Source organism: Mucilaginibacter mallensis, from assembly GCF_900105165.1.
In the GTDB taxonomy this organism is placed as follows: Bacteria; Bacteroidota; Bacteroidia; order Sphingobacteriales; family Sphingobacteriaceae; genus Mucilaginibacter; species Mucilaginibacter mallensis.
The window spans coordinates 5,412,408-5,437,407 of the sequence record NZ_LT629740.1; the positions used below are offsets into that span (position 1 = coordinate 5,412,408).

The window sequence follows — 25,000 nt, forward strand, 5'->3', positions numbered from 1 at the left end:
GATCCCACAGGATGATCAAACTGCCAGGTGTTTAATTGCCAGATGTATATTGTGCATGTGAGGTGCTGAAACAAGTTCAGCATGACATTATTTGATATATTTATCAAGACTTAGGAGTATCCGTACTGCTTATAGCAACAGGCTTTGCCAAATTACCTTTTATGTCAGGGTTTTGAGCCGGCAGCTTATTTACTTCCAGTTCAATCTCGGTTTGTTTAACAGCTACCGCATACTCGGCAGGTTCAATGCGGCTGCCGATGGCCTCGGCGTAAACCTGGGTAAACTCAGCCCCGATGTATAGTATAGCCGAAGTATAATAGATCCATATTAATATAACGATAAGCGAGCCGGCTGCCCCATAGGCCGAGCTATTGGCAAAGTTTTTAATATACAGACCGATCAAATACTGCCCTAGCATAAACAACAAGGCGGTAAAAAACGCGCCTGTTCGCACATCTTTCCACGAGATCTTAACATCAGGCAAAACCTTGAAGATGATACCGAATAACACCATAATAACAATTAATGTTATAGCCAGGTTCACAACAGATATAATGATCTCAACACCCGGAAAAAAATGATCTATTTTATTATTCAACGCTGTAATTACAATATTTACCAATAACGACACCAATAATAGAAAACCAAGGCTGGCAATAAGCGAAAAGGATAAAAACCTGTTCTGTAATAATTTTAGCCAGCCTTTTTTAGGCTTGGCCTTTACCCGCCAGATGATATTGAGTGAATCCTGTATCTCAACAAACATACTGCTTGCACCCAATAGTAATATGCCGATACCTGATATAAGCGCCACGCCTCCTTTTCCATTAAAGGCATAATTTTTTATAACGCTTTTTATTTGATCAGATGCCTGCAGGCCAACATAGTGCTGTATCTGCACATATAGCAACTCCCTGTTATGTTCATCCCGCAGAAAAATACCTATAAGCGCCAGTATCAAAACCAGCAATGGCGCCAGTGAAAAAATGGTATAATAAGCAAGTGAAGCACTTAATTTTAATCCATTATCATTCACGAACCCCATAAAGGTGGCTACCAAAACTTTCCATAAGCGCTTTATATAGGTTTTGCTAAATATCTTCATAGTCTGATCAAATATATTTTTAATAAGCTGCTATATGTAATTATATCCATTTTATAATTGATCCAATACGTATAGTATACCGCCACCTGATCAAACAAGATATTCAACTGCATTAAGAAAAAACTCTTGTTATCCGGTATTTTCTGCTTGTTACCGATGTGCTGTTATTCCTTAGCAATTTTAATGCCTCAGCCTCAGGGAATCATAATAAGAGTAGTAAAACAGTTATTATTTTATAGCCACGAAAGGCACATCAAGCAGTGGGTAGCTTTGCCAGCCATTAAAATCATAATGCCACCATTCGGTTGATATCACTTTAAAACCATGTGCTTCCATTACTGCTTTTAGCAAATCGCGGTTAGCTAATTCCTCTTTGGGCAGGTTGGCATAGGCGGCGCCAGCTTTTTTGCTGAAACTATCGAACCCGGTAGGCATATCCAGTTCTTTTCCTGTTTTCAGGTCGATAAGGCTAAGATCGACAGCGCAGCCACGGTTATGTTTTGAGCCTTTTTTGGGGTCGGCTACAAAATTGGTATCGGGTGTTACCTGGTAAAATGTCACGGTGACTGAATAAGGGCGGTAAGCATCATAAATTTTCAGTCCGAGGCCCTTTGTTTTAAGCTCGGCCTCTACTTGCTGCAAAGCCCGCACGACTGGCAGGCGCGCGAAGGCTATGGCCTGGCTGTACATAATATGATGAGTGAAATTATTGGTAGTGGCATAGCGGATATCCAGCACTATCCCGGGGATATATTTTTTGATCCCCACCAGTTTTTTATTGCTGTCTGCCTTCGCTTCTTTTAAATATTGCGCTTCTTTTTCAACATGCAATACAGCGCTGTAATCCTGTGCACCCGCTTTGTTAAAGGCGCACAGGATCAATACTGAAAATATGATGGTGACAAAACGCTTCATTATTTCATGGCCAGCTCCTTACCATCTGCTTCTACCATCTTTTTGAAGAATGTGGTAAACTCTGGTACTTTATCAACCGGTACAAAATTCTTTTTCAGTTTAAAGGTACGGGTGATGATCACTTTGTTGCCCACCTGTTTTGGCGTAATGCCGTATTCAATAATATCGTTCTTTATAGATACCGGGGTTACCGCTTCAACCAAAGTTTTACCAGGTTGCAGAGTAAGGGTTACTACTTCGGTTTCATTATCCAGGTAAAACATCTGGCTCAGATCAATGCCCGAGGATCTCGGTAAATTTACCTGCAGATCACTGGCGGTAATATTATCAGACCATGGTATAGTAAAAATAGATATGCTGCCGATAGATTTTACACTATTGTTTAACTGGTAAATCGCATGCAGGTAAACAGTATCCACAGGGTTCTTACGGTCTACGTTGCGGTATTCCAATAGTGAGATATCATTATCCGGATATTCAGTTGATAAACCCTCCTTCATCTTTTTCAAACGATCTTTTTGTGATTGATCGCCTACTGTTTCGCGCAACGTTCCGGCAAGGGCCGCGGTTTTGTAGCTCTTCTCATCAACCAGCATGTTTTTATCCTTAAAGCTGATGCTTGTGGCGCGCTTTATATTATTTTCCTTACGGGTTGATGGGTCAAGCAGTTTAAGCGCGATGCCGGTAGTCGCATCAATATCTAAAATATTGGAGTTGATCTCGCTGTTATATAAGCACATGAAAGGCAGGTATTGCGAGGTAAGTTCCATGTAATATTCCTTACCGTTCAAGGTAACCTTTGCTATACAATGGTTAAAATCAATACTTGGCAATGGCATACCAAGCACGCCCATATCATGTGTTCTTACCAATACCAAATGTGCCTTTATACCGGCTTCCTTACACATGGCAACAAACAGGGTTGATACGTCCTTACAATCACCAATACGGGTATTGATAACAGCCGATGGGTTTTGAGGGATCAAACCGCTTTGCCTGAATGACACTTCGCTATAGCTGATATTACCAGTTATATACCTGTATATCTTTTCTATCTTTTGAAAATCAGTAAGGTTATCGCTGCCTTTAAAAATATCGCTGATCACCTGTTTAACTTCATAATTGGTACGGGCTTTTGCCGATGCCAGGTCGTTATACCAGTCGGATACAAATTTCCAATCGGGGATGGATGTTAAATACAGTACGTTTGCCACATCATCAAGCGGCGGCATTTTATCTTCATACTGTAACGACTCCTGCTTTTTATTTTCCCAGGTGTACATATCAAACTCATCCATTGATCCCTTTACAGGCGCTATTGCCTTGCCTGTAAATGTTGAATTGAATTTCTGCCCCTTATCAATCAGCAATGAATATTTTGATACGATATGCGGATTGCCATTGCTGAAGTAAAACGAATCCCAGAAATAGCCCGCCAGTTTTGCCTGCGAGTAATTTTTTGTTTTGTAACGGATGTTGATCACATCACCAATTTCCAAATTGGTAAATACCAGGTTATTCTCATTACGCTCGGCCGGCACTTTGGTACCATTTGCCTTAATAACTTCGGCGACCTCGATAGTTAGGTCCTGCCAGTTATCATAATCAATCCGGTATTCCTTCCAATCGTCAATACCTTTTTGCGTGAGGATTTTGGTGGTAATAAACTTTCTTTCTTCTGATCCGCCCTGCGCGTAAACGACTTTCTGCACTTCCTCATCCAGTATCACTACGTTATCATCAGGATAATCGGAAGCTTTTGGCGCTGTCCTTATTTCTTCATCAACATCAGGATCCTTAAAGTAGCTGAACACCTCCTTCTTAGTCTGCAGCTTGCGCAGCGATGCAATGGATTCATAATCATTAGGATCAAACTCCAGGCCTTTTTGATAGTATTTTATAGCCTGATCCTTATTATTCATCAACTCATTTATTTTACCCAATGATGAATAATAGCCGCTTATGGTTGGCGCTATGCGAATACAGTTTAAATAACACTCCTGCGCTTTCTGATATTGCTGCGTTTTATAATACTGACCGCCCAGGTTGGCATATATACCCGTTGCGTATGGCTTTTTCTTTAATTCATCCTGCAACACCTTTATGCCCGATGCAGCATCATCGGCAATAAAATAGGCCTCTGATAATTTTCTGGCCATCGCATAATTATCATTTTCGGCCACATACTTTTTAAGGATATCAATAGCATGCGGGTTTTTACGCATTTCCTTTTCAATAGCATATTTCAGCTCTGTAAAATCTGTATTATCCGGGAATTTCTGATAGGCTTCCTCCCCCAGCTTTACCAGCTGATCCTGGTTTTTATTAGCCGCAGCCAAACTTATTTTGCTTTGATAAACAAAAATCTGCTGTTCGGTTTTGCGGTCTTCCAGTTGTTTGATGATATCCGCAGCTTTATCATAATCCTTTTGACTGTAGTATTCATTGTATTTTAATACCAGCCCCTCGGTTGATTGTGGATCACTGTTCTTAATGGTTTCCGTAGTGGTTTCATAGCCGGTACGGTTACTCTCCCGGTTAAATACCTCCAGCAGCATTAAGTTAAGGAAAGTACTGTTCGGATATTTTAACCGCAAGTCTTCAATTATGCGGCGGGCCTCATATGTTTTATCGTTACGTAAATAAGAATGCGCCAGTAATATTTTAGGCAGATAAGCCTGCGGATGCGCCTTTATTTCATCCTCGAAATAAGTAATGGCAAATGGCTCTACTACTTTTGATACATAAGCTGTTTCTTTGGTATAAGGCTGCGCGCTTGCCTGGCTGGTTAAACCCGGTAATGGGATGCCTTTGCTGTCAGTTATCCTTACCAAAAAGTTCATCCTTCCGGCATAGCTTTCACCAACCTGTACCAACACACGGTTATACCCTTTATTTAGTTTGATGGTTTGTATGTAGGAGTCAAGGTCATTATTACGCTCCTCGGGAACCGACAATATCAAAGCATCATTCACCCAAACCTTAACCGAGCCTGATACGCCAATACGCAGCTGAGCCTCGGTAGCTTCGGGCGCATTAACAAAGGTTTGCGAAAAAATGATCGCGTTATCCGCATTTGAATAGTAGGTATAATCCAGCCATTTATCGTGCCTCATATCAGTAACGGTATGCCAGCCGGTTCTTGCACCATGCTTACCAGTGAAAAGCGCATCCGCTTCCGGGTGATCAACAACAGGGTATGTCCTGTCGAAACCACTGGTGGAGATATTTTCAAACTCGCCGGTTATCTGCCAGTTTTCAATAGCGCTTATCTTTTTAAAATACTCATCGGCCCGCTCCAGCTGGTTACTGGTTTCATAATGCATACCGATCATGGAATTTGCCATGGCGGCCATCATGCCATCATAGCTGCTATTATCAGTCACCTGGTTTAAAAGGGCAAGCTGCGGAGCTGTATGTTTACCGAATGATGAATTAACAGAGGATGTTGTCCACAAGGCATATACATAAGGCGCTGCATCTTTGCTCTGGGCAAAAAATTTCTGAAAATAATCAAACGCGGCGGCGGGTGCCTGGTCGGCTTGCGCCATCAGGCTAAGGCCTAGCAATGCATCACCTGTATTATCATTTTTCTGTATGGCCTGATTGAATAATATTTTGGCGGTATCAGTTTTATTTTCAAAAAATGCCTGCCATGCACTTTGCAGGTTACTTTGGGCAAACACATTACTGCCCGCCAGTATAAACAATAAAACTATAGTTTTTTTGGGAATGAAATTTTTGAACATATATCAGGTTATCGGTTTATCGGTGTGAAACAATGAGCAGGTCCAGATCTTTGCAGGGTATGGAAAACCTTTCGCCAATATATTTACTGGTTAAATGTCCCTGGTAAATATACACGGCATTACGTACCCCGGCATTCTGCCAGATCACGTTTTTTAATCCGCCATGCTCGCCAATATCCAATAATATGGGCGCGAATATATTTGTTAAAGCATAAGTAGCAGTACGTGCCACACGCGAGGCAATGTTAGGCACACAATAATGTATCACATCGTATTTACGGAACACCGGGTGGGTGTGGTTAGTTATCTCGGATGTTTCAAAACAGCCACCCTGGTCAATGCTCACATCAATAATCACGGAGTCGCGCTTCATTTTACTTACCGTAGCTTCAGATATTATGCAGGGGCTGCGGCCATCTTCGGCACGCATGGCGCCGATGGCAACATCGCAGGTAGTAACTGCTTTTTCCAGAACTATTGGCTGTACTACCGATGTAAATACACGGGTACCTATATTGTTCTGCAAACGGCGCAGTTTGTATATTGATGGATCAAAAACCTTTACTTCGGCACCTAATGATATAGCGGTACGGGCGGCATATTCGCCTACGGTACCTGCACCCAGTATCACAATTTCGGTTGGTGGCACGCCGGTTATGCCGCCCAGCATTAAGCCTTTACCATCAAAAACATTACTCAGGTATTCAGCTGCTATGAGTATGGATGTGGCACCTACAATTTCGCTCATGGCGCGTACCACGGTTAGCGAACCTCCTTCATCCTGCAAATGTTCAAAGCAAAGGGCGGTGATTTTTTTATGTAATAATGCCTGCAGGCACTCGGCTTTAAGAGTAGAGATCTGTAAGGCAGAAATCAATATCTGCCCAGGTTTCATCAGCTCTATTTCGCTTAACGTTGGGGGAGCTATCTTTATGATAATATCGGCCTCATAAACGGTTTTACTATCAAATACGATAAGCGCGCCTTGTTCGCTGTAATCCTTATCTGAGAAATTAGCAGCCTGGCCGGCATTGCTTTCCAGCATTACCTGATGCCCGTTGTTAACCAGCAGCGCCACCGACAAAGGTGTTAGCGGTATCCTGTTCTCCTGGAAAGAAACTTCTTTTGGAATGCCTATATAGAGTTTGTTCTTCTTGCTCTTTACTTCCAGCATCGACTCCTGTGGCTGCATCATCGCTTGCTTGGCGATATCAGAAAACCCACTGTATTTCCCTGAACTCATTGATATATTTTCTGGATGATGAAGTTAAATAAAAAAAAGTATTTAGCTAAATTAAATCTTCTCAACGGTTATACTGCGCGATTTAGCATCCAGCGCCTGTATTTTTACAGTTACATAGTGTAATGGCAACAAGTCGGGGATCTTTTCAGGCCATTCGATAAAGCAATAGTTGCCCGAATACAGGTATTCTTCAAAGCCAATGTCCATCGCCTCGCTTTGGTTTTTGAGGCGATAAAAATCAAAGTGATAGATATTGTCTTTTGCGCCGGTATATTCGTTAACTATAGCAAATGTGGGGCTGGTTACATTATCCCCGGTACCCAGTTGTTTGCACAGAGATTTTATAAGTGTGGTTTTGCCCGCGCCCATTTCGCCATAAAAAAGGAAGATATGGTTATTTGCATCGAATGAAAGAATTTCGGATGCGGCGTTATCCAGTTCGTTAAGGCTATTTATCAGCAAGTTCATTTGCCAAAAATAAGGAATGTGATTTACATTGCACCGTGTGTATAAAACCAAGCGTTGAAGAACTTCGTCGCTTGTAAAAGACTTAGTTTTGAAAAGGTAATTCTAATACTATCTCTTTAACTATTTTTTAGTTTTTCGCTCCCAGATCTTGGGGTTTCTGCTCGTGTGTATAATGGCATAAACATTTACAACCTTATTATCCTCATCAATAATATAATGAATTAAAAACGGGAATTTTTTAACAAGCGTACAACGAACATCTTTGTACCGGATAGCAAAGCTATAGGCATTATGTTTAAGTGTGTTGATTTGTAATCTTGTATTTTTTTGAAACTTAAGGCCTAGATTTGGAACACGTTCATTGTACCAATCAGTAATATTCAGAATGTCGACTAAAGCTTCATCCTTAATTTTTATCTTATACGATTTCATTAACTAAGCCAGCTTACCGGAGACTTCATCCCAATCGAGCATACTTTCGGGATTTTCATTTGCATTTTTCACCCTATCCATTACAAGCTGTTGGTGCTCGATTGGAATTGGAGTATCCTCATTCCAAAGTAGCTCATTTAGTTTTAACTTCTCTTTGGGTGTAAGCTGTTTTATTGCCTCAACAATTTGCTGAAAGTTGACCTGTATATTTATTTTTGCTGCATCCATCTTTGTAATTTTTGTCAGGAACCTCTTTCAAAAATACTAAAAATAATTCCTATTATAAATTCGAGCGATAGCGAGAAATCTTCTTCGCTATGCATAGCGGTAATGCAAGGTGCAGAAGATTTCTCGCTATCGCTCGAAATGACAGAGGGGAAATTATTACCTATTTAGGCCCGTAAGTAGCAATAGGTATGATCATCTCTTCTAATGAAATGCCGCCATGCTGGAAAGTTTCATTATAGAAATTAACAAAGTGGTTATAGTTATTCGGGTAAACGAAATAGCTATCCTCTTTGGCAAACACAAAGCTTGAGCTTACATGCAGCTTGGGCAGCATAGCATCATGCGGGTTGCGGATGTGGAATACCTCTTTGGCATTAAAGTTTAAGTTACGGCCTTGTTTGTAGCGCAGGTTGGTATTAGTGTTCCTATCACCTATGATCTTGCTTGGTTTTTTTACGCGGATGGTACCGTGGTCGGTAGTGATTACTACGCGCACTTGTTTTGATGCTAAGAACTTAAGCAGGTCAAACAAAGGCGAGTGCTCAAACCATGACAGCGTTAATGAACGGTAAGCCGAGTCATCACTGGCCAGCTCACGGATCATTTGCATATCGGTACGGGCATGTGAAAGCATATCCACAAAGTTGTATACCACCACGTTAAGCTCATTATTCATCAGGTTGTTTACTGATTCATTCAGCGCACGGCCCTCGTCAATATTCAGGATCTTGTTGTAAGAGTGTTTAATATCCTTGCGTAAAACACGTTTTATCTGATCGGCAACGAAATCGGCTTCGAATAAATTCTTGCCACCCTCATCCTCGTCATTCTGCCACATTTGCGGGTAGCGCCTTTCCATTTCCAAAGGCATCAGCCCCGAAAATATAGAGTTACGTGCATATTGCGTAGCTGTAGGCAGGATACTGAAATAAGTATCCTCTTCTTCCAGCCTGAAGTATTCTGATATGATCGGGTTAATGATTTTAAACTGATCGTACCTTAGGTTATCAATCAATATGAAAAACACCGGCCCTTTGCCATCCAGCTTAGGGAAAACTTTCTTTTTAAACAACTGCGGCGAACTGGTTGGCGCGCCATCAGGGTTTTGGATCCAATCGATATAATTACGCTCCACAAACTTGCAGAACTGAGTATTCGCCTCGGCTTTTTGCAGGGTCAGGATCTCGTGCATACCGCTATCTTCTAACTGCTGCAGTTCAAGCTCCCAATAAATCAGTTTTTTGTAAACATCAACCCATTCCTGGTGGCTCAGGTTGTCATTAAGCGTCATACCCAGGTTGCGGAAATCCTGCTGATAGGCCATAGTTGTTTTTTCGGTAACCAGGCGTTTGTTATCAGTCAATTTTTTTATGGTCAGCAATATTTGCTTGGGGTGTACCGGCTTAATCAGGTAATCATCAATTTTTGAGCCTATGGCATCCTCCATCAGGTACTCTTCCTCGTTTTTGGTGATGAGTACAATGGGTACATCGTTATTAATGTTCTTTATTTGCGATAAAGTTTCCAGTCCGGTTAAGCCGGGCATATTCTCATCTAAAAAAACAAGGTCGAAATAGTTGTTTTTGAACGACTCAACAGCATCATTGCCATTGGTAACAGTGGTTACTTTATAGCCTTTCTCGCTTAAAAATAAAATATGGGGTTTTAGCAGATCGATTTCATCATCAGCCCATAATATGGTGGTATCTTGCATGATATATATTTAATAATGAACCAGGACCAATGCGGATTTATAATTAACTAAGGTATGTTAATTTATCCCGATATGCCGGATTCAGACAACTATAACCTTAAAGGGAGATAATTGTTGTTGTTTTTAAAGGTATTAACAAAATTTTAACAAATATACGACACGGGTTGTACCTTTACTTCACATTTTTGTACCAGTATATTATAATACATTGAATAAAAAGAAAATAATAAACGACCCGGTATATGGTTTCATCAGTATTCCTAATGACCTGGCTTTCGATCTTATAGAGCATCCTTACTTTCAGCGCTTAAGGTATATCAAACAATTGGGCATGACCCACCTTGTTTATCCCGGCGCCCTGCATACCCGCTTTCATCATGCGTTGGGGGCCATGCACCTAATGAGCCTGGCTATTGAAACCCTGCGTTATAAGGGCCAGCAAATAACCCAGGCCGAAGAAGAAGCCGTTACCGTTGCCATATTATTACATGATATTGGGCACGGGCCATTCTCGCACGCGCTGGAGCAGGCTATAATTGAGGGGGTTTGGCATGAGGACATTTCTGTAATGTTGATGAACGAACTCAACAAGCAGTTTGATGGCCGCTTAGCTATGGCTATAGAAATATTTAACGGTACGTATCATAAAAACTTCCTGCATCAGTTAGTATCCAGTCAGCTTGATATGGATAGACTGGATTATTTGAACAGGGACAGCTTTTTTACCGGGGTATCAGAGGGTGTGATCAGCTCCGACCGTATTATTAAGATGCTGAACGTAGTTGATGACCATATTGTGGTGGAGGAAAAAGGCATATACTCGATAGAGAAGTTTTTGATTGCCCGCAGGCTGATGTACTGGCAGGTGTACCTGCATAAAACAGTAATAGCGGGTGAGCAATTATTGAGCAAAATTTTAAAACGCGCAAAGGAACTGGCATTAACCAGGGAAGAACTTTTTTGTACACCTGCGTTAAACCATTTCCTGGTAAATACCATCAATAACCAGCTGTTTATGACGGAGGGTGATAATTTGGAGACTTTTGCCGGGCTTGATGATACGGATATTATGGCGGCGGTAAAAATATGGGCAGGCAGCAAGGATTTTGTACTGGCGCAATTATGCCGCGACCTGGTACACCGAAACCTGTACCATGCCGATATTACCAACGAAATGCCTGATGAGGCATTCGTAAACGAATTAACCCAAAAAGCCGTTAAGAAGTATGGGATAAATGAGTACGAGGCATCGTACTTTGTGTTTACCGATGAGGTGCGGAATAATGCCTATAAAACAGGGGATGGCAGCATACTTATACTTATGAAGAACGGAACTGTGAAGGATATTACAGCAGCCAGCGATAATTCAAATTTGGAAGCGCTGAAAAAAACTGTTAAAAAATACATACTGTGCTATGATAAACGGCTGATGCAGTAGTGGTTTAAATTGATTGGATAAATAGCAGTAATTTTAACATGGATTTAACCATTATATATAAAGACGAAAATAGCAGGGTAATAACCGAAGAACAAGCAGCATTTTTGACGGAGTATACAGTTATAACATTGAAAAATGGTGCTGTTAAAAAAAAGGAGTGGCTAGTAAAAAGACGCGAAGGCGACTTGAAAGCGGTTGAATATTATTTAGACTCTTCAGAAAGTAAAACGGAAGTAATTAAGTATTATCAAGATGATAAAATAGCAATAACAATATATTTTAACAGCGAAAGTTCTAATGGATTTACATTATGGAATTTTGAACAATACGGAAAAGATGGCACTCTGAAATTTAAAGGTTATACGGTATATAATGAAAAACACTGGGACGTTATGAATTGTGAAATTGATTTGTACAGTGGCGATCTTTTAAAATGTGGACGTAAATACTACTATGGCAATCAATTTCCAAATCAATATGATGATCTGCTTTTGAAATTTGATTATAATGCTGACGGTAGTTTAAATGAGATTTCTGATTTTAACGATAATTATGACTTTAATCAGGGACCTGTACAATTAGAATCGTTTTTATCCCATATGAAAGCCCTAAATCAGGAATTTATATGGGATAAACATTCATATTTTCATTCACTAAAACCATACTTACCGGAGACTAAGAATTTGTAATATAGATATTTATACACAAGCACTATTCAACACTTATTAACCCAATTATAAATTTGCTGCTTTAGTTTTAACATTTAAATTTGTCGGATGCAATTTACTGCACAAGAAATAGGCTCATTGCTTAACGGAAAGGTTGAAGGCGATGCAACAGTATCGGTTAGTCAACTGGCTAAAATAGAAGAAGCCACTGCGGGTTCGCTCTCATTTTTGGCTAATCCAAAGTATGAGCAGTACCTGTATACTACCGATGCGTCGATAGTTATTGTTAACGATGATTATCAGCTTGCCGAGCCGGTAAAGGCAACACTTATTCGTGTGCCCAATGCCTATTCAGCCATTACTGTTTTGCTTGATCTTTATAACAAGATAAAACTAAACAAAACCGGTATTGAACAGCCCAGCTTTATACATCCCTCAGCAAAAATTGGTGAAAATGTTTACATAGGCGCGTTTGCCTACGTAGGCCCAAATGTTACTATTGGCAATAACAGCAGAATTTACCCTAACTGCTATATTGCAGATAATGTGAGCATTGGCAACAATGTTACCTTTTTTTCGGGAGTTAAAATTTATTTCGACTGCAAACTTGGCAACGATATTATTATACACTCTGGCGCGGTAATTGGCGGCGATGGCTTTGGCTTTGCCCCAACAGGCGATGGCAGCTATCAGAAAATAAGCCAGATAGGTAATGTAGTTATAGAGGATAACGTAGAAATTGGCGCTAATACTACAGTCGACCGTGCTACCATGGGATCAACCATAATACGCAAAGGTGTTAAGCTGGATAATTTGATACAGATAGCACACAATGTAGAGATTGATGAGAATACAGTTGTAGCTGCTCAGACAGGTATATCCGGAAGTACAAAGGTGGGTAAAAACGTGATTATTGGCGGTCAGGCAGGCATTGTTGGTCATATCAACATACCTAACGGCACACAATTGCAGGCCAAAACCGGTTTAAGCCGTTCCATAAAAGAGGAAGGCCAAAAATGGGCAGGTTCACCGGCATCACCATATAGTGAACATATGCGCTCACAGGTAGTACTGGCCCGTTTGCCCGAACTGGAGAAAAAGGTTATAGAATTAGAAAAAATAATTGCAGGACTAAAGGGAGTTCAATAGTTCACTGGTTCATTAGTTCATTGGTCTTAGCATAGCGGATACACTGGACATGAGCGAGTGAATAACGTTTATTAGGTTAATGGATTGTTTACCCAACAAGCACCAATGAACTAATGAACCATTGAACCAATGAACTAATTAAAAGATGAACGTAAAACAGAGAACTATTAAAGCGCCTGTATCGGTATCGGGCACCGGCTTGCATACCGGCGAAAGCGTTACTATGACCTTTCATCCCGCTGAAGAAGATCACGGGTATAAATTCAGGAGGGTTGATTTGCCGGGACAGCCAATTATTGATGCTGATGTTGATAATGTTACCGATACTTCACGCGGAACCACCATCACCCAAAATGGTGCCAGCGTAAGTACTATTGAACACGTATTGGCCGCGCTGGTAGGTTTAGAAGTTGATAATGTGCTGATAGATCTGGACGGACCGGAAACACCTATTATGGATGGCAGCTCTATAAAATTTATTGATGCCATAACCAATACCGGTTTTGAAGACCAGGAAGCTGACAAAGAATATTTCCATATTCCATATAACATTCATTACACCGAGCCCGATCGCAAGGTTGAAATGGTAGCCATGCCGCTTGATGATTACCGCTTTACTTGTATGGTTGATTATAACTCGCATGTATTGGGCAGCCAGCATGCCAGTATATCTACCATATCAGAATTTGTTAAGGAGATAGCATCATGCCGTACTTTTTGCTTTTTGCATGAATTAGAGATGCTGTTGCAACATGACCTTATAAAAGGTGGTGATTTGAACAACGCTATTGTTGTGGTTGATAAAGACGTTGACGAAGAAGAGCTTGCTCACTTAGCTAAGATATTTAACCGCAAGGATATAAAAGTTGCACCACAGGGCATATTAAATAATATTGATCTGCGTTACCAGAATGAACCGGCACGCCACAAACTGCTGGATATGATTGGCGACCTTGCATTAGTTGGCACACCGTTAAAAGGCCATATTATGGCAGCAAGACCCGGCCATGCCGCCAATGTTGCTTTCGCCAAAAAAATAAAGGCACTTATTAAGAAAGATAAAGGCAAAAGGCGTTTAAAGAAATACGACCCGAATGCCACACCGGTGTTAGATACCGTTGATATAATGGCGATATTGCCCCACAGGCAACCGTTTTTGATGATCGATAAGATAATGGAACTATCAAAAACGCATGTTATCGGCATAAAAAATGTAACCATGAACGAGGAATTGTTCAGGGGCCATTTTCCCGAGGCGCCGATATTTCCGGGTGTATTGCAGATAGAGGGCATGGTACAAACAGGTGGCATATTGGTGCTGAAAACCGTACCCGATCCTGAAAACTACCTGACCCTGTTTTTAAAGATAGAGAACGCCAGGTTTAAGAGCAAGGTGGTTCCGGGTGATACAATTGTGTATTATTGCGACCTTACCTCACCAATTCGCCGGGGTATTGCACAAATGAAAGGTATTGGCATGGTTGGCGACCGTGTTGTTGTTGAAGCTGAATTAATGGCTCAAATAGTAAAAGTAAAAGGTAACGAAGCATGATCCAACCACTTGCATATATCCACCCGCAGGCTAAAATAGCCGATAACGTAGTAATTGAACCATTTGTTACCATCCACAAGGATGTTGAAATTGGTGAAGGCACATGGATAGGTTCAAATTCCGTAATAATGGATGGAGCCCGCATCGGCAAAAACTGCCGTATATTCCCCGGAGCGGTTGTGTCTGCTCCACCTCAGGATCTGAAATACCGCGGCGAGCCAAGTACAGTTACTATAGGCGATAATACTGTTATCCGCGAATGCGTAACCCTTAACCGCGGTACCGCGCTTGATAAAAACACCACTACCATTGGCAGCAATTGCCTTTTAATGGCCTATGTACACGTAGCGCACGATTGTATCATCGGCGATAATGTAATTATTGCCAACGCGGTACAGCTTGCCGGCCACATTAATATATATGACCACGCTTTTATTGGCGGCACATCGGCAGTACACCAGTTTGTTGAGATTGGCGCGCATTGTATGGTATCCGGCGGCTCGTTGGTACGTAAGGATGTTCCTCCGTTTACCAAGGCTGGCAGGGAGCCATTATCTTACATCGGTATCAACTCTGTTGGTTTAAGGCGCAGAGGCTTCTCGGCTGAAACCATCAACGAGATACAGGAAATTTACCGTATCATCTTCCTTAAAAAATATAATATCACCAAAGCGCTGGATATCATCGAAGCTGAATTTAACCCAACCGTTGAACGTGATGAGATCATCAACTTTGTACAGAACTCGCAACGTGGTATTATGAAGGGCTTTGGGAATTCGTAAGCTGTTCATGGTTGATAGTTCATGGATCATAGCCAAATCCGCTTTTTTTACTATGAACTATCAACCATGAACTATGAACAACTCATCAAATGACTATCACCCTCCAAAACATAGGCCGACGCTTTAACCGCGACTGGATCTTCCGGGGGATTGACTATACCTTTAACATTGGCGAAAGCTATGCTATACTCGGGCCAAATGGTTCGGGTAAATCAACCTTGTTCCAGGTAGTGAATGGGAGCTTGTCGCCGTCTGTTGGTGTCATCAGTTATAATTTTGACGGGGCGAATATTGAGGCTGAAAATATATTTCAAAAGCTTAGTCTGGCTGCACCATACCTTGAACTGATTGAGGAGTTTACCTTGAGTGAGATGATCGATTTTCACTTTAAGTTTAAGGCCTACAAGGCCGGGATGGATAAGGATGCGGTTGTTGACGTGCTGAACATGCGCAACAACGCCAATAAACTTATCCGTTACTTTTCATCGGGCATGAAACAGCGGCTAAAACTGGCCCTGGCATTTTGCTCCGATACCCCTATATTAATGCTTGACGAACCTACCAGCAACCTTGATGCCCAGGGTGTGGAATGGTACCTGAGCCTGGTTGAAAAATTCGCTTTGAATCGTCTCACCATCATTTGCTCCAACCAACCGCATGAGTATAGCTTTTGTGGGCATGAGTTGAATATTTCGGATTATAAGAGTTAATATCAAAAAGATAATGTCATGCTGAACTTGTTTCAGCACCTCACTTGCTTAGTGATGAACTTATAAGGTACGCTTACTTAGCGGCATGTCCTGTGAGATCCCGAAACAAGTTCGGGATGACGGGGAAGTAAAAATTGCATTACACCAACAATTTGCAATTTACACTACCATCATAAATCCCTTATCTTCGTAAAAAACTAAAAAAACTTACCTATGATACCTGTTAAAGGCTATGCGGCGCAAACGCCGGAAACTGACCTTGCTCCCTGGAATTTTGAAAGACGGGATGTTGGTCCGCACGATGTGCAATTTGATATTTTATTTTGTGGCGTTTGTCACTCCGATCTGCACCAGATAAAAAACGACTGGTTCCCGGGTATATTCCCGATGGTACCAGGGCATGAAATTGTTGGCCGGGTTGTAAAAGTGGGCAGCCATGTAACCAAATTTAAAGTTGGCGACCTTGCCGGTACCGGATGTTTGGTTGACTCATGCCTGCATTGCGAAAACTGCAAGCAGGATTTAGAGCAATACTGCCTTGAAGGCAACACCCAAACCTATAATGGTATGGAGCGCGATGGCTCATCACCTACTTATGGTGGCTATTCAAACAGCATTGTCGTTAAAGAGCACTTTGTACTGCATATTTCAGAAAAACTTGACCTTGCTGCTACTGCGCCATTGCTTTGCGCCGGTATCACTACATACTCACCTTTAAGGCACTGGAAAGTTGGCAAAGGTCATAAGCTGGCGGTTTTAGGTTTGGGTGGTTTAGGCCATATGGCTGTTAAATTTGGTGTTGCTTTTGGTGCAGAGGTTACCGTTTTAAGTACATCACCAAGTAAAAAAGCTGATGCTGAAGCACTGGGTGCACACCACTTTGTGGTAACCAGCGATCCCGAGCAAATTAAAGCAGCTAAAAACTCATTTGATTTTATATTGGATACTGTATCAGCTCCGCATGATTTTAACATGTACTTAAGCTTGTTGAGGACTAACGGCGTACATATCTGTGTTGGCGTACCTCCTGAACCAGCAAGCATCCATCCGTTCAGCTTATTGGGTGGCAGAAAGAGTGTTGCGGGATCTGGTATTGGCGGTTTAGCCGAAACTCAGGAAATGCTTGATTTTTGTGCCGAAAATAACATTGTTTCAGAAATTGAAATGATCGACATAAAAGATATCACCGCGTCATATGAGCGCATGCAAAAAGGTGATGTCCGTTATCGTTTTGTGATTGATATAGCTACCCTTTAAGTTAATGGTTGATTGGGTGAGTGGTTGATTAGGTTAATCCTTAACTACTCACCTAATCCAACTTAATCAACTAAATAACAAACTCTTGTTTCTTTGCCCTTAAGTGCCTAAGTTTGCGCCTCAATAATTGAATTATGGCTAAGGCATCAGATGTAAAGAATGGTAACATACTTCGCTTCAACGGCGAGTTAGTACAGGTGGAAGAGTTTTTACACCGCACTCCAGGCAATTTACGTGCATTTTACCAGGCACGTATGCGTAACGTAAAATCAGGCAAATTGGTTGAATACCGTTTCCGTACCGATGAAGAGGTTGATATAGCCCGCGTTGAAACCAGCGATTACCAATATTTATATGAGGATGGTGATGCATTAGTAGTAATGGATAACTCAACCTACGATCAGCATAATGTACCAAAACGTTTGTTTGGCAACGCAGTGAAGTTCCTGAAAGAGGGAATGAACGTAATTGTAGCATTTGAAAGCGACGAGCCTATTATGGGCCAGATCCCCGGCTCAGCCGAATTGGAAATTACTTATACTGAACCTGCGGTAAAAGGCGATACCTCAACCGGCGCATTAAAAAATGCAACCGTTGAAACCGGTGCTGAAATAAAAGTTCCGTTGTTCATCAACATTGGCGATAAAGTTAAGGTTGATACCGCAACAGGAAGCTATGTGGAAAGAGTGAAAAGCTAACACAGCCCCCTAAAGCGGGAACAATAGCGCATATTTGAAAAGAGTTTCCCAAACCGGAAGCTCTTTTTTGTGTCAGTTACAAACTGACAATATCTACTAGCTTCAGTTTAAAACTGAAGCTAGTATCAAATAAAAAAAGAATACTGGTTTCAGTCTGCGACTGAAACCCCGGATAAAGTCAGTTTGCAACTGACTTATCTCAAAACTCCAGTTCCAACAACACCGGGCAATGATCCGAGTGCTTAGCTTCAGGTAGTATCGCTACGCGTTTAATGTTATCGGTAAGCTCCTTGCTGGCCATGGCATAATCAATGCGCCAGCCCAGGTTCTTGGCGCGGGCATTGGCGCGGAAACTCCACCACGTATAGTTATGTGGTTCCTTGTTCATATGGCGGAAGGTATCCACAAAGCCCGATTCAACAAAGTTCTCCATCCACTCGCGCTCCTCGGGCAAAAAGCCTGATGAGTTGGCGTTTGATTTTGGATTGTGAATATCAATAGGCCTGTGGCAAATGTTATAATCACCGCAGATCACCAGTTTTGGATAGGTGGCTTTAAGCAAGGTCAGGTATTTACCAAACTCATCCAGAAACCGGTATTTAAACACCTGCCGCTCATCGCCGCTTGAGCCCGAAGGAAAGTACACACTCATCACTGATACCTCATCAAAATCAACCCTTATACAACGGCCCTCACGGTCAAAATCAGGGATACCACAACCATATTCAATACGGTTTGGGGTGCGTTTGGTGAAAATGGCGGTACCGCTGTAACCCTTCTTCTCAGCCGGGAACCAGTAATGCTCGTAGCCTAATTGTTCCACCAACTGTAGGTCGACTACATCTTCTTTTGTTGCTTTTATCTCCTGCAAACAAACCACATCGGCGTCAGTAGCCTGCAGCCATGCCAGCCAGTTTTTGTTTATTGCTGATCGTATGCCGTTTACGTTATAGGTTATTATCTTCATATGCCCCCTAACCCCCTAAAGGGGGAATTGTTATTGTTTATATTTAATTTACACTCTATCCTTTATTCCTCCCCCTTCAGGGGGTCGGGGGGATTATTTTATCCAATTGCTTACACTCTTTTTTACTCAACACCTCAACCGTCATTGGTACATCAGTTAACGGGCGGTCATTCTCATCCTTTTTAACCGCAGCCACTAAGTCAACCATATCAATACCACTTACCACCTCGCCATAAACGGTGTATTTACCATCGAGGTGCGGTACACCACCTACTGTTTTGTAATAATTGCGTTGTGCGCCTGATATCTTGCGGTCAAGTTTTAGTTGTTGCTTGTCCAGTTCGGCATCTGTAAGGCGTTTGCCTTCCACAATGTAAAACTGGCATCCGCTTGATGCTTTTTGCGGGTTATCATCACGCGCGGCGGCAAGTACCCCTCTTTTATGGAAAAGGCTATCCCTAAACTCTGCCGGAATAGTGTAACCCACATCGCCATTACCCAGTTCAACGCCAGATTTGGCATTTTTTGAATCCGGATCGCCGCCCTGGATCATAAAATCCTGTATCACCCGGTGAAAAAGCGTTCCGTTATAAAAGCCTTTTTTAGCCAGTTTTATAAAATTATCGCGATGCTGCGGAGTTTCGTTATACAAGCGGATGATACATTCGCCGTAACTTGTTTTGATGCGTACATATTGGTTCTTGGGTGCTTTGGCAAAAGCGCTTGTTATAGTAACCAGTAAAAGGGCCAGTGTAAAAAGTTTCTTCATAAATAGTATTACTTATTCTTCCATCGACTCAAAATAATCAATTATTAATGATTTCAGCACCATTTCCTGCTCAAGTAAGGTATAATTGGGGATAACACCTACCCGTTTCCAATGTGGCCAGCCATCCTGGTCAAGGCCCTCCAATTCATAAAATCCCATCATGCTGAATAACCGGCAATTGGCAATATGCATCAGTTCCTCTTTTTGGCGCTTACTAAATTTTCTGGGGCCTTGCCCAAGCTCCTGAACGCCAATTAAAAATAGCATTACCTTAAGATCGGGCTTCTCATTATCAAAATCTTCTGCTATACGTTGCTGCAGCGCGCTCCATTTCAAATTTATTTCAGCAGGTTTCATGCCGGTAAAGATACGGTTTTGTAGAATCAAGAGTTAAGATCCAAGAGTCAGGATTTTCTAAAACTTTCCGTTTGGTCTGCTATCTTGATTCCCGATTCTTAACTCTTGATTCTTTCTTATTGTGTAACAAAACCCCATTAATTGCAATTAAGTTGCAATAACTTATTTTTTATACATTTTTTATTTACTTTTGCGTTAAGCTGATAAATAAGCTGTGCTGACTTGAAAAAGAACAAATACCATATTATCCACGCATGGATGTTGATTGCCTGCTTTATAGCAGGGCAATATATGGTATATGCTCACCAGCATGTGGCTGTTTCGCACACGAACAAAGTAGCCTGGCACAACACCAACAATCAGCCAAAAGAAACACTAACAGAAAATTGCCGCCTGTGTGATGCCATGCACCACAGCACAATGGCATTGGCAAATACCACCTATTTTGCTCCTGTTGTAGTTAGTCACTATACTTACAAAACAGATAAGTATGCTTTTATAAGCATCTCGATTATCCGCTCTGCCGGGCGTTCACCCCCAACTGTATAAATTTCAAGCTAATTAAAATTGATTGTTTGGTGTAACACTAAACGATTTAAAGAGTCACGTAATAAATAACCCATTTACAGGTTATTAGTGCGCAAACCCCTTTCCAGTTTCTTTTTGTTTAAATGAATTTATGAAAATTATAAAACGACTATCCATAGCCATATATACATTACTATTTATTACGGTAGCCACAAAGGCTATTGCAAAAGCACCACCCGAGGATACGGGTAACGGAACATTAAAAGGTACAGTTACTGATAAAGCCGGTGGCATTACCATGCCGGGTGTTACAGTTTCCATCCCCGACTTGCGTATTGGAACAGCCACCAACAGCAAGGGCCAATACATTTTAAACCACGTATCAAAAGGGGTTTACCTGGTTACCTTCACGTTTGTGGGCTATACTACCTATACCGAGAAAGTCGATTTCTCCAAAACCAGCGAGCTTGATGTACAGCTTAACGCTTCATCAATTGAAACCAGCGAGGTAGTTGTAACCGGTGTGAGCCGTGCTACTGAAATAAAAAGAGATCCGGTGCCAATGGCGGCTATCAACAAAACATTTATTGACCAGCATTCGGCATCCGGCAACGTTATTGATGAGATAGCCAACTTACCTGGTGTAAGCGCGGTAACTACCGGGCCAAACATCTCCAAGCCATTTATACATGGCCTGGGCTACAACCGTGTGGTTACGCTTGAAGATGGCATCCGCCAGGAAGGACAGCAATGGGGCGATGAGCACGGTATTGAGGTTGATCAAAACTCTATCGACCGCGTGGAAGTGATCAAGGGCCCGGCTAGTTTAAGCTATGGCTCTGATGCGATTGGCGGTGTGGTCAACCTGCTTACGCCTCCCCCTGTTCCCGATGGTAAAATATTGGGCGATGTACAGGGTGTATACGGCACTAATAATGGCTTAATTAATGGCTCGTTCCGTTTACAGGGTAATAACAATGGTTTGGTGTGGGGAACGGTAATATCCGACAAAGAAGCTAAAGATTACCAAAATCAGCACGATGGCCGGGTTTATGCCACCAATTTTAAGGAAAAGGATGCCAGGGCGATGATCGGGCTAAATAAATCATGGGGGTATTCTTATTTAAATGCTTCTATTTTTGATGATGAGCAGGCTATACCTGATGGCAGCCGCGATTCCCTCACCCGCCAGTTCACCAAACAAATTACTGATGCTGATACTTACAGGCCTGTAGTGCCTGCATCTGAGCTGAACTCTTATGATCTGCCTGTTCTGCACCAGCACGTACAGCTTTACCGTATTTATGATAACAGTAACTTCATCATAGGCAACGGCAACCTGATCGTTAACCTGGGCTATCAATACAGTCACCGCAGGGAGTTTACCCACCCTGAGGATGCCGACATTCCCGGCCTTAACCTACAGTTGACCACCTATACCTATGATGTAAAGTACAATTTCAACATCGCCAAAACATATGAGACAACCATCGGCGTTAATGGCATGTACCAAAACAATACTTTAGGTTACAGTACCGATTTCCCTATTCCCGCGTATCACCAGTTTGATATCGGGCCGTTCTTTGTCGTTAAAAAGAGTTTTGGTAAGCTGGATCTGTCAGGCGGTGCAAGATATGATACCCGTTCATTCACCGGTAAGGCAGCTTATATTGATAATTCAAACCAATATTTCCCAACGCTTTATACCGGCGCTAACCCAACTACTACGCCAAATGTAACGCAACAGTTCAGCGCGCTTAGTAAAACTTTCTCGGGCGCATCGGGCAGTTTTGGAGCTACTTATAATTTCTCTGATAAATTCCTGTTAAAAGGAAACATAGCGCGTGGTTTCAGGGCGCCAAGCATTGCCGAGCTATCTGCTAATGGCCCCGATCCGGGGTCACAGATCTACCATGTAGGTAACAGCGACTTTAAGCCTGAATTTAGCGTTCAGGAAGATTTAGGTGCGTTCCTTACCCTACCAAATATTTCAGCCAGTGTGGAGGTGTTTAATAATGATATTCAGAACTACATATTCCAGGAGCAAATATTGGATGCCAATGGCAACCCTGAATATGTGAACTCCTCCGGACAAGTAAATCCAAACGGGCAGCAATACGCTAAATTTACTTATGTGCAAAGTAAGGCCCGCATTAACGGTGGTGAGGTTAGTTTAGATATTCACCCGGTATCATGGCTGCATTTTGAAAACGAGCTTACCTTAACTTATGGACAAAATTTAGGTACAGGCAGTAAAGTGCCTGATAGCTTAAAATACCTGCCGTTTATACCGCCGCTGCATACGCACTCTGAACTGCGCGGAACACTTAACAAAGGCTTTGGTAGTTTTAAACAGCTGTATGCCTTTGTAGGCTTTGATCATTATGATGCGCAGAACCGTTTCTTCGCTGCTTACGGTACAGAAACGTATACTGCAGGTTATAATTTATTAAGCGCAGGTATCGGTGGTAATTTAAATAACGCTGCAGGTAAAACTGTTGTAAAGCTGTTTATTGAGGGCACCAATCTTGCCAATGTAAATTATCAATCAAACATGAGCAGGCTTAAATATTTTGATAATGCTGTTGTACCGGCAGGCGTACAGCCCGGCATCTTCAACATGGGCCGCAATATCAGCTTTAAGGTAGTTGTGCCGTTTGATCTTTCGCCACACGCTAAGGATATGTAAATTGCCGGTGAGGACACCGACAATAGGCTAAAAACCCTCTTTGTCGTTTCGAGCGATAGAGAGAAATCTTCTAAAACATGCCTGGCGAATATGCAAGGCGAAAAAGATTTCTCTATCGTTCGAAATGTCATTTTTTTTTAACTATTAAGCGTAGAGGCCTTTGCCCGCATGTTTCGAGTACCTCAACATGACCCCAGTTTTTCCAGACCTACGAAGTTTTAAAAACTTCGTAGGTCTCTTTACCCCTTGTCATTTTTTGTTTTAGATATCCCCCAATTCACCTCAAACAAAAAATGGGATGTATAATACATCCCACTAAAATCATTATAAGGTAACCCTCGAGGTATTTTTATATGATATTACTCGGCTGAAACTATCTTCAGGCAAACCGGGTTACCAATTTTAAGTGTTGAAACCACGCTGCCTATCCAACCCGATTTTTGATCGATCCTGTATACATAAATAGTATCGCTGTTTTGGTTAGATACTATTAAAAACTTGCCTTGCGGATCAATTGAAAAATCGCGCGGACCTTTACCAAGTGATGGTACACGGGCAACAAATGACAATTGACCGTTTTCAGCGTTTATAGCATACTGCACAATCTCATTAGCATTACCACGGTTTGATGCATATAAAAACCTGCCATCCGGAGATATCTTTATAGCAGCTGAACCAATATTGCCACCAAATTCAGGCCGCTTCATATCTACGGATTGTATTTGGGTAAGCTTTCCATTATCATAGGTATAGGCATTTACAAAGCCGCCTATTTCCTGCAACAGGTATACATATTTGCCATCAGCCGAAAAAACCATATGCCTCGGGCCATTACCCGGTGCTACGCTTACAAATGCAGGCTCAGCAGGGCTCAATGGTTGGGGTTTTGATGCCTTATAGCGCTGAACATTTATCTTATCTGTTCCCAGGTCGGTATACAATAAATACTTTTCATTGGGCGATAGCGCTGCCATATGCACATGCGGGCCTTCCTGCCTGTCTTTAACCGGGCCGGTTCCTGCATCCTGTATCACCTGCGATGCCGGACGAATAGAGCCATCTTTATTTACTGGCAATACGGCTAAACTACCGCTGCTGTAATTGGCAATAAATATATTTTTCTGATCCTTATCAACCGCAACAAAACATGGGTCGGCACCTTGCGATAGCTGGCTGTTGATAAATTTCATCTTGCCTGTATTTGCATTAAAAGTTAGCGCAGTTACGCCACCTTTTTTGTTTTCATTTACCGCGTAAACAAACTTATTGTTATCGCTAACGCACAGGTATGATGGGTTGGTGAACGCAGTATCATCAACATTGGTAAACTCATTTAAGTAGGATAGCTTTCCCGTTTCTTCATATAAACGGTAAACATAAATCCCCTTGCTGGTTCCATTGGTATAAGTACCTATCAACACATCATAAGTTGAGGGAACCGGTTTTTTACTTTGTGCATAGCTTAGCACCGGAAACAAAAACGAAACAATAAGCAGTAGTTTTTTCATGGTAAACATTGTTATAGCGTGCAAGTTAGTAATTAGGTGTTAAATGCAAAAAGTCCAAAGCGAAAGATATGTTT

The 25,000-nt window shown here is 41.8% G+C and carries 22 protein-coding genes; 10 read left to right on the plus strand and 12 right to left on the minus strand.

Translation table 11 applies throughout. From position 1 onward, the window contains the following. Positions 1-103 precede the first annotated feature (103 nt). The 8 genes from BLU33_RS22160 to porX form a co-directional block, all read right to left on the minus strand. Positions 104-1,105, minus strand: a complete 1,002-nt coding sequence (locus BLU33_RS22160) for a YihY/virulence factor BrkB family protein (protein ID WP_091378499.1) — start codon at positions 1,103-1,105, stop codon at positions 104-106. A gap of 228 nt (positions 1,106-1,333) precedes the next feature. Beyond that, positions 1,334-2,020, minus strand: coding sequence for a M15 family metallopeptidase (locus BLU33_RS22165; protein WP_091378503.1), 687 nt, complete (start codon positions 2,018-2,020; stop codon positions 1,334-1,336). Continuing rightward, entirely contained in the window at positions 2,020-5,769 is a 3,750-nt protein-coding gene (locus BLU33_RS22170; protein WP_091378506.1) for a DUF3857 domain-containing protein, read from the minus strand. The genes BLU33_RS22165 and BLU33_RS22170 overlap by 1 nt, the downstream gene beginning before the upstream one ends. A gap of 16 nt (positions 5,770-5,785) precedes the next feature. Then, the gene (locus BLU33_RS22175) at positions 5,786-7,012 is read right to left on the minus strand and encodes an alanine dehydrogenase (RefSeq protein ID WP_091378509.1); all 1,227 of its coding nucleotides are present in this window, start codon (positions 7,010-7,012) and stop codon (positions 5,786-5,788) included. A gap of 51 nt (positions 7,013-7,063) precedes the next feature. Beyond that, positions 7,064-7,480, minus strand: coding sequence for a tRNA (adenosine(37)-N6)-threonylcarbamoyltransferase complex ATPase subunit type 1 TsaE (gene tsaE / locus BLU33_RS22180; protein ID WP_091378512.1), 417 nt, complete (start codon positions 7,478-7,480; stop codon positions 7,064-7,066). A 120-nt stretch (positions 7,481-7,600) separates the two neighbouring features. Further along, positions 7,601-7,912, minus strand: coding sequence for a type II toxin-antitoxin system RelE/ParE family toxin (locus BLU33_RS22185; protein ID WP_091378515.1), 312 nt, complete (start codon positions 7,910-7,912; stop codon positions 7,601-7,603). A 3-nt stretch (positions 7,913-7,915) separates the two neighbouring features. Next, complete coding sequence (locus tag BLU33_RS22190; RefSeq protein WP_091378517.1) at positions 7,916-8,140, minus strand: addiction module protein; 225 nt, start codon at positions 8,138-8,140, stop codon at positions 7,916-7,918. Positions 8,141-8,300: 160 nt separating this feature from the next. Next, positions 8,301-9,854, minus strand: coding sequence for a T9SS response regulator signal transducer PorX (gene porX, locus BLU33_RS22195; protein ID WP_091378521.1), 1,554 nt, complete (start codon positions 9,852-9,854; stop codon positions 8,301-8,303). Positions 9,855-10,062: 208 nt separating this feature from the next. Here porX and BLU33_RS22200 point away from each other — a divergent pair, with 208 nt between their 5' ends. From BLU33_RS22200 to efp, 8 genes are all read left to right on the plus strand, one after another. Next, a complete protein-coding gene (locus BLU33_RS22200; protein WP_091378525.1) occupies positions 10,063-11,292 on the plus strand; it encodes an HD domain-containing protein in 1,230 nt (409 codons plus the stop codon). A gap of 38 nt (positions 11,293-11,330) precedes the next feature. Further along, complete coding sequence (locus BLU33_RS22205; protein WP_091378529.1) at positions 11,331-11,981, plus strand: hypothetical protein; 651 nt, start codon at positions 11,331-11,333, stop codon at positions 11,979-11,981. 87 nt (positions 11,982-12,068) lie between these two features. Further along, positions 12,069-13,109 (plus strand): UDP-3-O-(3-hydroxymyristoyl)glucosamine N-acyltransferase, encoded by a 1,041-nt coding sequence (gene lpxD, locus BLU33_RS22210; RefSeq protein ID WP_091378532.1) that lies wholly within the window; start codon positions 12,069-12,071, stop codon positions 13,107-13,109. A 145-nt stretch (positions 13,110-13,254) separates the two neighbouring features. After that, complete coding sequence (locus tag BLU33_RS22215; protein WP_091378535.1) at positions 13,255-14,661, plus strand: bifunctional UDP-3-O-[3-hydroxymyristoyl] N-acetylglucosamine deacetylase/3-hydroxyacyl-ACP dehydratase; 1,407 nt, start codon at positions 13,255-13,257, stop codon at positions 14,659-14,661. Continuing rightward, positions 14,658-15,443: an acyl-ACP--UDP-N-acetylglucosamine O-acyltransferase gene (gene lpxA / locus BLU33_RS22220; RefSeq protein WP_091378538.1), complete on the plus strand. Its 786-nt coding sequence runs from the start codon at positions 14,658-14,660 to the stop codon at positions 15,441-15,443. Before BLU33_RS22215 ends, lpxA begins: the two co-directional genes overlap by 4 nt. Positions 15,444-15,532: 89 nt before the next feature. Further along, entirely contained in the window at positions 15,533-16,153 is a 621-nt protein-coding gene (locus BLU33_RS22225) for an ABC transporter ATP-binding protein (protein ID WP_091378546.1), read from the plus strand. A 213-nt stretch (positions 16,154-16,366) separates the two neighbouring features. Then, a complete protein-coding gene (locus tag BLU33_RS22230; RefSeq protein WP_091378548.1) occupies positions 16,367-17,410 on the plus strand; it encodes an NAD(P)-dependent alcohol dehydrogenase in 1,044 nt (347 codons plus the stop codon). Between the two features lie 134 nt (positions 17,411-17,544). Continuing rightward, complete coding sequence (efp, locus tag BLU33_RS22235; RefSeq protein WP_091378551.1) at positions 17,545-18,108, plus strand: elongation factor P; 564 nt, start codon at positions 17,545-17,547, stop codon at positions 18,106-18,108. A gap of 199 nt (positions 18,109-18,307) precedes the next feature. Here the strand turns inward: efp and BLU33_RS22240 are convergent, their stop codons facing one another. The 3 genes from BLU33_RS22240 to BLU33_RS22250 form a co-directional block, all read right to left on the minus strand. After that, on the minus strand, positions 18,308-19,075 hold the full coding sequence (locus tag BLU33_RS22240) for an exodeoxyribonuclease III (RefSeq protein WP_091378552.1): 768 nt from the start codon (positions 19,073-19,075) through the stop codon (positions 18,308-18,310). Positions 19,076-19,151: 76 nt separating this feature from the next. Then, positions 19,152-19,844, minus strand: coding sequence for a peptidylprolyl isomerase (locus BLU33_RS22245; RefSeq protein ID WP_091378555.1), 693 nt, complete (start codon positions 19,842-19,844; stop codon positions 19,152-19,154). Positions 19,845-19,856: 12 nt separating this feature from the next. Further along, positions 19,857-20,201 (minus strand): hypothetical protein, encoded by a 345-nt coding sequence (locus BLU33_RS22250; protein WP_091378557.1) that lies wholly within the window; start codon positions 20,199-20,201, stop codon positions 19,857-19,859. Between the two features lie 222 nt (positions 20,202-20,423). On the opposite strand from BLU33_RS22250, the gene BLU33_RS22255 reads away from it, so the two are divergent. Then, positions 20,424-20,750 carry a hypothetical protein gene (locus BLU33_RS22255; RefSeq protein ID WP_091378560.1) on the plus strand — a complete coding sequence of 109 codons (327 nt, stop codon included), beginning with the start codon at positions 20,424-20,426 and terminating at the stop codon, positions 20,748-20,750. A gap of 130 nt (positions 20,751-20,880) precedes the next feature. Beyond that, a complete protein-coding gene (locus BLU33_RS25620; protein ID WP_091378561.1) occupies positions 20,881-23,418 on the plus strand; it encodes a TonB-dependent receptor in 2,538 nt (845 codons plus the stop codon). 359 nt (positions 23,419-23,777) lie between these two features. On the opposite strand, the gene BLU33_RS22265 is transcribed toward BLU33_RS25620, so the two are convergent. Beyond that, on the minus strand, positions 23,778-24,926 hold the full coding sequence (locus BLU33_RS22265; RefSeq protein ID WP_091380910.1) for a lactonase family protein: 1,149 nt from the start codon (positions 24,924-24,926) through the stop codon (positions 23,778-23,780). Positions 24,927-25,000: the final 74 nt, after the last annotated feature.

What these genes read in the sequence shown, in the direction of transcription:
- BLU33_RS22165 (WP_091378503.1), bottom strand. Translation starts at nt 2,020, where the DNA reads ATGAAGCGTTTTGTCACCATCATATTTTCAGTATTGATCCTGTGCGCC.
- BLU33_RS22245 (WP_091378555.1), bottom strand. Translation starts at nt 19,844, where the DNA reads ATGAAGAAACTTTTTACACTGGCCCTTTTACTGGTTACTATAACAAGC.
- BLU33_RS22185 (WP_091378515.1), bottom strand. Translation starts at nt 7,912, where the DNA reads ATGAAATCGTATAAGATAAAAATTAAGGATGAAGCTTTAGTCGACATT.
- efp (WP_091378551.1), top strand. Translation starts at nt 17,545, where the DNA reads ATGGCTAAGGCATCAGATGTAAAGAATGGTAACATACTTCGCTTCAAC.
- BLU33_RS22160 (WP_091378499.1), bottom strand. Translation starts at nt 1,105, where the DNA reads ATGAAGATATTTAGCAAAACCTATATAAAGCGCTTATGGAAAGTTTTG.
- BLU33_RS22250 (WP_091378557.1), bottom strand. Translation starts at nt 20,201, where the DNA reads ATGAAACCTGCTGAAATAAATTTGAAATGGAGCGCGCTGCAGCAACGT.
- BLU33_RS22170 (WP_091378506.1), bottom strand. Translation starts at nt 5,769, where the DNA reads ATGTTCAAAAATTTCATTCCCAAAAAAACTATAGTTTTATTGTTTATA.
- BLU33_RS22205 (WP_091378529.1), top strand. Translation starts at nt 11,331, where the DNA reads ATGGATTTAACCATTATATATAAAGACGAAAATAGCAGGGTAATAACC.
- BLU33_RS22225 (WP_091378546.1), top strand. Translation starts at nt 15,533, where the DNA reads ATGACTATCACCCTCCAAAACATAGGCCGACGCTTTAACCGCGACTGG.
- BLU33_RS22230 (WP_091378548.1), top strand. Translation starts at nt 16,367, where the DNA reads ATGATACCTGTTAAAGGCTATGCGGCGCAAACGCCGGAAACTGACCTT.
- lpxD (WP_091378532.1), top strand. Translation starts at nt 12,069, where the DNA reads ATGCAATTTACTGCACAAGAAATAGGCTCATTGCTTAACGGAAAGGTT.
- BLU33_RS25620 (WP_091378561.1), top strand. Translation starts at nt 20,881, where the DNA reads ATGAAAATTATAAAACGACTATCCATAGCCATATATACATTACTATTT.
- BLU33_RS22190 (WP_091378517.1), bottom strand. Translation starts at nt 8,140, where the DNA reads ATGGATGCAGCAAAAATAAATATACAGGTCAACTTTCAGCAAATTGTT.
- tsaE (WP_091378512.1), bottom strand. Translation starts at nt 7,480, where the DNA reads ATGAACTTGCTGATAAATAGCCTTAACGAACTGGATAACGCCGCATCC.
- porX (WP_091378521.1), bottom strand. Translation starts at nt 9,854, where the DNA reads ATGCAAGATACCACCATATTATGGGCTGATGATGAAATCGATCTGCTA.
- BLU33_RS22265 (WP_091380910.1), bottom strand. Translation starts at nt 24,926, where the DNA reads ATGAAAAAACTACTGCTTATTGTTTCGTTTTTGTTTCCGGTGCTAAGC.
- BLU33_RS22240 (WP_091378552.1), bottom strand. Translation starts at nt 19,075, where the DNA reads ATGAAGATAATAACCTATAACGTAAACGGCATACGATCAGCAATAAAC.
- BLU33_RS22215 (WP_091378535.1), top strand. Translation starts at nt 13,255, where the DNA reads ATGAACGTAAAACAGAGAACTATTAAAGCGCCTGTATCGGTATCGGGC.
- BLU33_RS22175 (WP_091378509.1), bottom strand. Translation starts at nt 7,012, where the DNA reads ATGAGTTCAGGGAAATACAGTGGGTTTTCTGATATCGCCAAGCAAGCG.
- lpxA (WP_091378538.1), top strand. Translation starts at nt 14,658, where the DNA reads ATGATCCAACCACTTGCATATATCCACCCGCAGGCTAAAATAGCCGAT.